This is a genomic window from Candidatus Pelagibacter sp., assembly GCF_052049815.1.
Lineage (GTDB): Bacteria > Pseudomonadota > Alphaproteobacteria > Pelagibacterales > Pelagibacteraceae > Pelagibacter.
Genome location: NZ_JBNGZG010000055.1, coordinates 1 through 4938 on the forward strand (window position 1 = coordinate 1; position 4938 = coordinate 4938).

Below are 4938 nucleotides of genomic sequence, written 5' to 3' on the forward strand. Positions count from 1 at the left end.
TCTAGTTTTAGAAAAATATAACACTTAATGAATTAGATTATTTTTTAACTTCTGGTGTACCCACTAAAGACTGAATTCCAGTAGCTTTAATAATTTCAACTTTAACATTTTCAGCTATTTCAACTTCAACTCTTTCGTTATCAATAACTCTTTCAATAGTCCCAGTTATTCCCCCAGAAGTAATAACTTTGTCACCTTTTTTTAAGTTCTCAACCATGGCTTTATGTTCTTTAACTTTTTTTTGCTGTGGTCTGATAAGAAAAAAGTAAAAAATTACAAATATTAAAATTAACGGTATAAATTGACCTATTCCTGAACCTTCCATAATTCTCCTTTAAATGATGCTGATTTTTATACTATCTAATTAATGAAAACAACTTTAATTGGAAGTTATTTTGTCCATATTGTTCATATAGGGTCTTAGGACTTTAGGAATTTCTATTGAGCCATCTTTTTGTTGGTAATTTTCCATAATTGCAATCATAGTTCTACCAACTGCTAAGCCACTGCCGTTTAAAGTACCAACAAATAGAGTTTCTTTATTATCATTTTTATATCTAGATTTCATTCGATTAGCTTGAAATGTTGAGCATGATGAACAAGAAGAAATTTCTCTATATTTATTTTCTGACGGTAACCAAACTTCAATGTCATAAGTTTTTTCTGCACTAAAACCCATATCTCCTGTGCATAGAATAACTTTTCTGTATGGTAGTTCTAATTGATCTAAAATATCAGTTGCGCAATTAGTCATACGTTCTAGTTCTTCTAAACAATTTTGATTTTCAACAATGCTTACCATTTCAACTTTGTAAAATTGATGTTGTCTTATCATCCCTTTTGTATCTTTACCGTAACTACCAGCTTCTTTACGAAAACATGGTGTGGCAGCTACTAATCTCATTGGTAAATTTGCTTTATCAACTATTTGGTTTTTAACTATATTAGTTAAAATAACTTCAGCTGTTGGAATTAAAAACTTTCTATCTGAACCCTCTTCCATTTTTAATTCAAACTGGTCATTTTCAAATTTAGGCAATTGACCAGTACCAAACATTGTATTTGCTGATGCCATTAAAGGAGGAGATATCTCTTGATAAGAATTTTTATGTATATGAGTATCTAACATAAAATTAGTAATTGCTCTTTCCATTAATGCCAACTTATCTTTAACAAAAACAAATCTAGCGCCAGTAGTTTTGGTAGCTAAATCAAAATCTAACATTCCTAATTTTTCACCCAAGTCAAAATGAGATTTCGGTTTAAAATCAAATTCCGGTATTTTGCCAGATTTTGAAACTTCTAAATTTTCATTTTCATCTTTTCCTATCGGCACGTCTGAATGTGGAATATTTGGAATAGAAGATAAAATGTTCTCCAATCTGTTTTTGATTTCAGTTTGTTCCTTTGAATAGCTATCAATTTCTGATGATATTTCTTTAGATCTTTTGAATAAATTTTGATCTTTTGATTTTGAAATTTCTTTTTTTTCTTGTTCTAAATTTTCTTTTTTCTGTATTAATTCTCTATTATTTTCATCAAGTTTTTTGATTTCATCAATATCAACATTCACAAATCTTTTTTTTAAATGCTCCTCAAAAGATTTTAAGTCTTTTCTAATATCTTTTATATTATGCATCAGCTTCTTCTTGTTCTAATTTTTTTTTCTCAATTAAATTTACAGAAAATATTGATAACTCATACAATATTAATAATGGTATTGCTAATCCGATTTGAGTTATTGGATCAGGTGGTGTTAATATTGCTGCTGCAGCAAAAATTATAACAACAACATATTTTCTTCTTTTTTTTAAAAAATCAGAATCTACAACACCAATTCTTGCCAATAAACTTAAGACAACAGGTAATTGAAAGCTAATGCCAAAGGCAAAAATTAATTTCATTACTAAAGATAGATATTCATTAACTTTAGCTTCTAGTTGAATTGGCAAATTGGTAGAGGCACCTGTGCTTTCAAAAGATAAAAAGAATTTTATAGCTAATGGCATTATCAAATAATAAACGAGCATGCCTCCTAAAAAAAATAATATTGGTGTAAGTATTAAATAAGGCATGATTGCTTTTTTTTCATGTTTATAAAGACCAGGAGCAACGAACTTCCAAATCTGCATTAATATATATGGACATGTAACAAAAAAAGCTGTGAAAAATGAAACTTTTAAATAAGTAAGAAAAGTTTCTTGAAGAGCTGTAAAAATCAATCTTCTATTTGAATTATCATCTTTAACTGCTTGAGCAAAAGGATCTACAAGAAAACCATAAATATATTCTGAAAAGAAATAACAAATTACAAAAAATATAATTAAAAAAATAAAACTATGTATTAGCCTTTGTCTTAATTCAGCTAAATGACTTACGAAACCACCTTCAAATTTATCTTCACTCATCTTTATTTATTTTTTTATCTTTTTCTTTTTTATCAGTTTCATCTGGCTCAATATTAATATTTGAAACTTCATCTTGAATATTATTGATATATCTTTTTGTTGATCCGATCCAAGAACCAACTTTTTTTAGCATTATTGGAAAGTCTTTAGGTCCAAGAACAATTATAGCAAGGGCAACTACTATTAAAATCTCAAACCAACCGATAGTAGGCATGTGATTTAATCTCTATTATTGGAGTCTTGGTTATTATTATTTTGTTTATTATCAGATATGTTTTTAGGCTCATTATCATCTGCATCAGATGCCATACCCTTTTTGAAACTTTTAATTCCTTTAGCTACATCGCCCATTAAGCTAGAAATTTTTCCTCTTCCAAAAAGAAGCACTACTAAAATAACTATAATAACTATTTGCCAAATTCCGATACTCATGAAATGTTTATAGCCTTTTTGTAGTTAAAATAAAAGTATCAATTTTCATCTTCCTCTTTATTAAGAGTGCTGTTGAGCATTTCATCAATATTTGAATAGATATCTTCTTTTTTTTCATCTTGTTTTTCTTTATAGAATTTTCCAGTACCAAAAATTGCATTATCTACACTTGATGTATCAATTAATCCTGCAGCACCTAGCTCATCAACAGTAGGTAAATCAGATAATTTTTGAAGATTAAAATGACTTAAGAAGTCATCTGTTGTAACGTATTGTATAGGTTTACCCGGAACATCTTTTCTTCCACCTGGTTTGACCCAATTTAGTTCCATTAATATTTCAAGTGTATTTGTGCCGAAAGCTACACCTCTGATTTCCTCTATTTCTGCTCTTGTAACAGGTTGATGGTACACAATTATTGCTAAAGTTTCTATTGCGGCTTTTGATAATTTTTTTTCAACAGTTTTTTCTTTGGACATTAAACTAGATAAGTTTTGTGCAGTTCTAAATGACCATTTTTTTGATATACAAACTAGATTTATTCCTTTTGAAGAGTATTCGTCTTGTAATTTTTCCAATGTTTTTTTTACATTACCTTTACTAGAAACTTTATTTTCAATTGTTTCTAAATCTAATGGTTCTGCTGCTGCAAAAATGATAGCTTCAATTTCTCTTTCCAAGTTAGATCTTTTAGATGGAAATTTAACTACATTATCTTTTTTTTCTAATTCTTCTTTTTTCATTTGTTTTCTTTAATATAAATTTTCTTAAATAAATCCTCTTGTTTGATTGATAAATTTCCTTCTTTAACTAGTTCCAATGATCCTGCAAATATTCCCGCTCTACCAGTTCTTTTAAAATTTTTACCATCTTTAAAATTTTTTGGAATTAATTCTTCTAAATCTTTCCAATCTAAAAGTTTTCCAAAAAATTCTTTAATTCTTTTTATGCCATCTTCAGTAGTATAGACGGGCAATTTAGGAATATTCATTCTTTGAAAATCTTTTGTCATAATTATATTTGCGTAAGTTTTCAAAATCTCAAATAAATTAAGTTTATACTCAGAATTATAAATTGATCTTATATTTGCTTTCATTCCTCTTGTTCTAATTTCTCTTCCTAATCTTTTTCTTTTCAACATTTGATCAGATAAAAGTCTGATTAATTCTAATTTTTTTAATTGTAATTTCAATTTCTCTGCCACTTCTTGAACTTTAAATTCCTCTTCAGGTGTACCTGGTAATAATAATTTAGATTTTAGATATGCAAGCCATGTGGCCATTAATAAATATTCAGAGGCGATTTCTAAATTTAAATTAGAATTTTCTTTAATATAAACATTAAATTGATCAGCTAATTTTGTTATAGAAATTTGTTCTAAATCAACTTTCTGTGCTTTTGCTAGATCAAGCAAAACTTCAAGTGAACCTTGATAGTTACTAATATCAACATTGAAAAGATCTGAATCAACTTCGTTCATTAAAATATCTTATCTTAAAATTTTATAAAATTCTGAAGTTTTTTGAATAATAAAACTATCTACTAGTGGTGAGTTTGACGCAACTGTTGTCATTTCGTTTAATTTACCATTGCAATGAAGAGCAATATTACAACCTGAGCTGAATGTTCTGATTGTATTAAATTTTAAATCTTTTTTTAAACTTTTCATTGATAAGTCATCAGAAATCAAAATTTTTTTAAAGCCAATTTTATTTCTGATAATTTTAATAACTTTTTCTGAGTGTGTTGCTGTATTAGATTTATCAATATCATCATAAATTACATGTGCGGTCATAGCAAAAAAACTTTTCTTATTTTTAAATGGAGAAAAATCACTAGTTATTAATTTTGATAATTTTTTCTTAACAGTTGGAGTAAAAAGATGACTATCAACTTTGGCTTCCCCATGACCTGGTATATGTTTTATTACAGTTCCTATTGAATTATTATGAAAATATTTAATACAAAGATCACCTATTTTTGAAACAATTTTAGGGTCTTTTGAAAAAGATCTATCTCCAATTATATTACTAGAACCTTTAATTCTTATATCCAAAACTGGTAATGTATTAATATTAGCTCCAATTAATTTTAATAT

General features: G+C 27.4%; 8 protein-coding genes. All 8 read right to left on the reverse strand.

What is annotated here, in order from left to right; genetic code table 11:
* Positions 1–37: 37 nt before the first annotated feature.
* Positions 38–325 carry a preprotein translocase subunit YajC gene (gene yajC / locus ACTT9D_RS06695; RefSeq protein ID WP_014953230.1) on the reverse strand — a complete coding sequence of 96 codons (288 nt, stop codon included), beginning with the start codon at positions 323–325 and terminating at the stop codon, positions 38–40.
* Positions 326–379: 54 nt separating this feature from the next.
* Positions 380–1639, reverse strand: coding sequence for a serine--tRNA ligase (gene serS / locus ACTT9D_RS06700; RefSeq protein WP_440931008.1), 1260 nt, complete (start codon positions 1637–1639; stop codon positions 380–382).
* Complete coding sequence (gene tatC / locus ACTT9D_RS06705; protein WP_440931009.1) at positions 1632–2408, reverse strand: twin-arginine translocase subunit TatC; 777 nt, start codon at positions 2406–2408, stop codon at positions 1632–1634. The genes serS and tatC overlap by 8 nt, the downstream gene beginning before the upstream one ends.
* Positions 2401–2622: a Sec-independent protein translocase protein TatB gene (gene tatB, locus ACTT9D_RS06710; RefSeq protein WP_440931010.1), complete on the reverse strand. Its 222-nt coding sequence runs from the start codon at positions 2620–2622 to the stop codon at positions 2401–2403. Before tatB ends, tatC begins: the two co-directional genes overlap by 8 nt.
* Before the next feature lie 5 nt (positions 2623–2627).
* Positions 2628–2840, reverse strand: coding sequence for a twin-arginine translocase TatA/TatE family subunit (locus ACTT9D_RS06715; RefSeq protein WP_440931011.1), 213 nt, complete (start codon positions 2838–2840; stop codon positions 2628–2630).
* 38 nt (positions 2841–2878) lie between these two features.
* Positions 2879–3583, reverse strand: a complete 705-nt coding sequence (scpB, locus tag ACTT9D_RS06720) for an SMC-Scp complex subunit ScpB (RefSeq protein WP_440931012.1) — start codon at positions 3581–3583, stop codon at positions 2879–2881.
* Positions 3580–4320: a segregation and condensation protein A gene (locus ACTT9D_RS06725; RefSeq protein WP_440931013.1), complete on the reverse strand. Its 741-nt coding sequence runs from the start codon at positions 4318–4320 to the stop codon at positions 3580–3582. Before ACTT9D_RS06725 ends, scpB begins: the two co-directional genes overlap by 4 nt.
* A 9-nt stretch (positions 4321–4329) precedes the next feature.
* Positions 4330–4938, reverse strand: a 609-nt coding sequence (locus ACTT9D_RS06730; protein WP_440931014.1) for a glycoside hydrolase family 3 N-terminal domain-containing protein, incomplete at its 5' end; no start/stop codon positions are given.

Excerpts from the sequence above, each read along its gene's own strand:
- ACTT9D_RS06715 (WP_440931011.1), bottom strand. The coding sequence starts at position 2,840 with ATGAGTATCGGAATTTGGCAAATAGTTATTATAGTTATTTTAGTAGTG.
- yajC (WP_014953230.1), bottom strand. The coding sequence starts at position 325 with ATGGAAGGTTCAGGAATAGGTCAATTTATACCGTTAATTTTAATATTT.
- tatC (WP_440931009.1), bottom strand. The coding sequence starts at position 2,408 with ATGAGTGAAGATAAATTTGAAGGTGGTTTCGTAAGTCATTTAGCTGAA.
- tatB (WP_440931010.1), bottom strand. The coding sequence starts at position 2,622 with ATGCCTACTATCGGTTGGTTTGAGATTTTAATAGTAGTTGCCCTTGCT.
- scpB (WP_440931012.1), bottom strand. The coding sequence starts at position 3,583 with ATGAAAAAAGAAGAATTAGAAAAAAAAGATAATGTAGTTAAATTTCCA.
- ACTT9D_RS06725 (WP_440931013.1), bottom strand. The coding sequence starts at position 4,320 with ATGAACGAAGTTGATTCAGATCTTTTCAATGTTGATATTAGTAACTAT.
- serS (WP_440931008.1), bottom strand. The coding sequence starts at position 1,639 with ATGCATAATATAAAAGATATTAGAAAAGACTTAAAATCTTTTGAGGAG.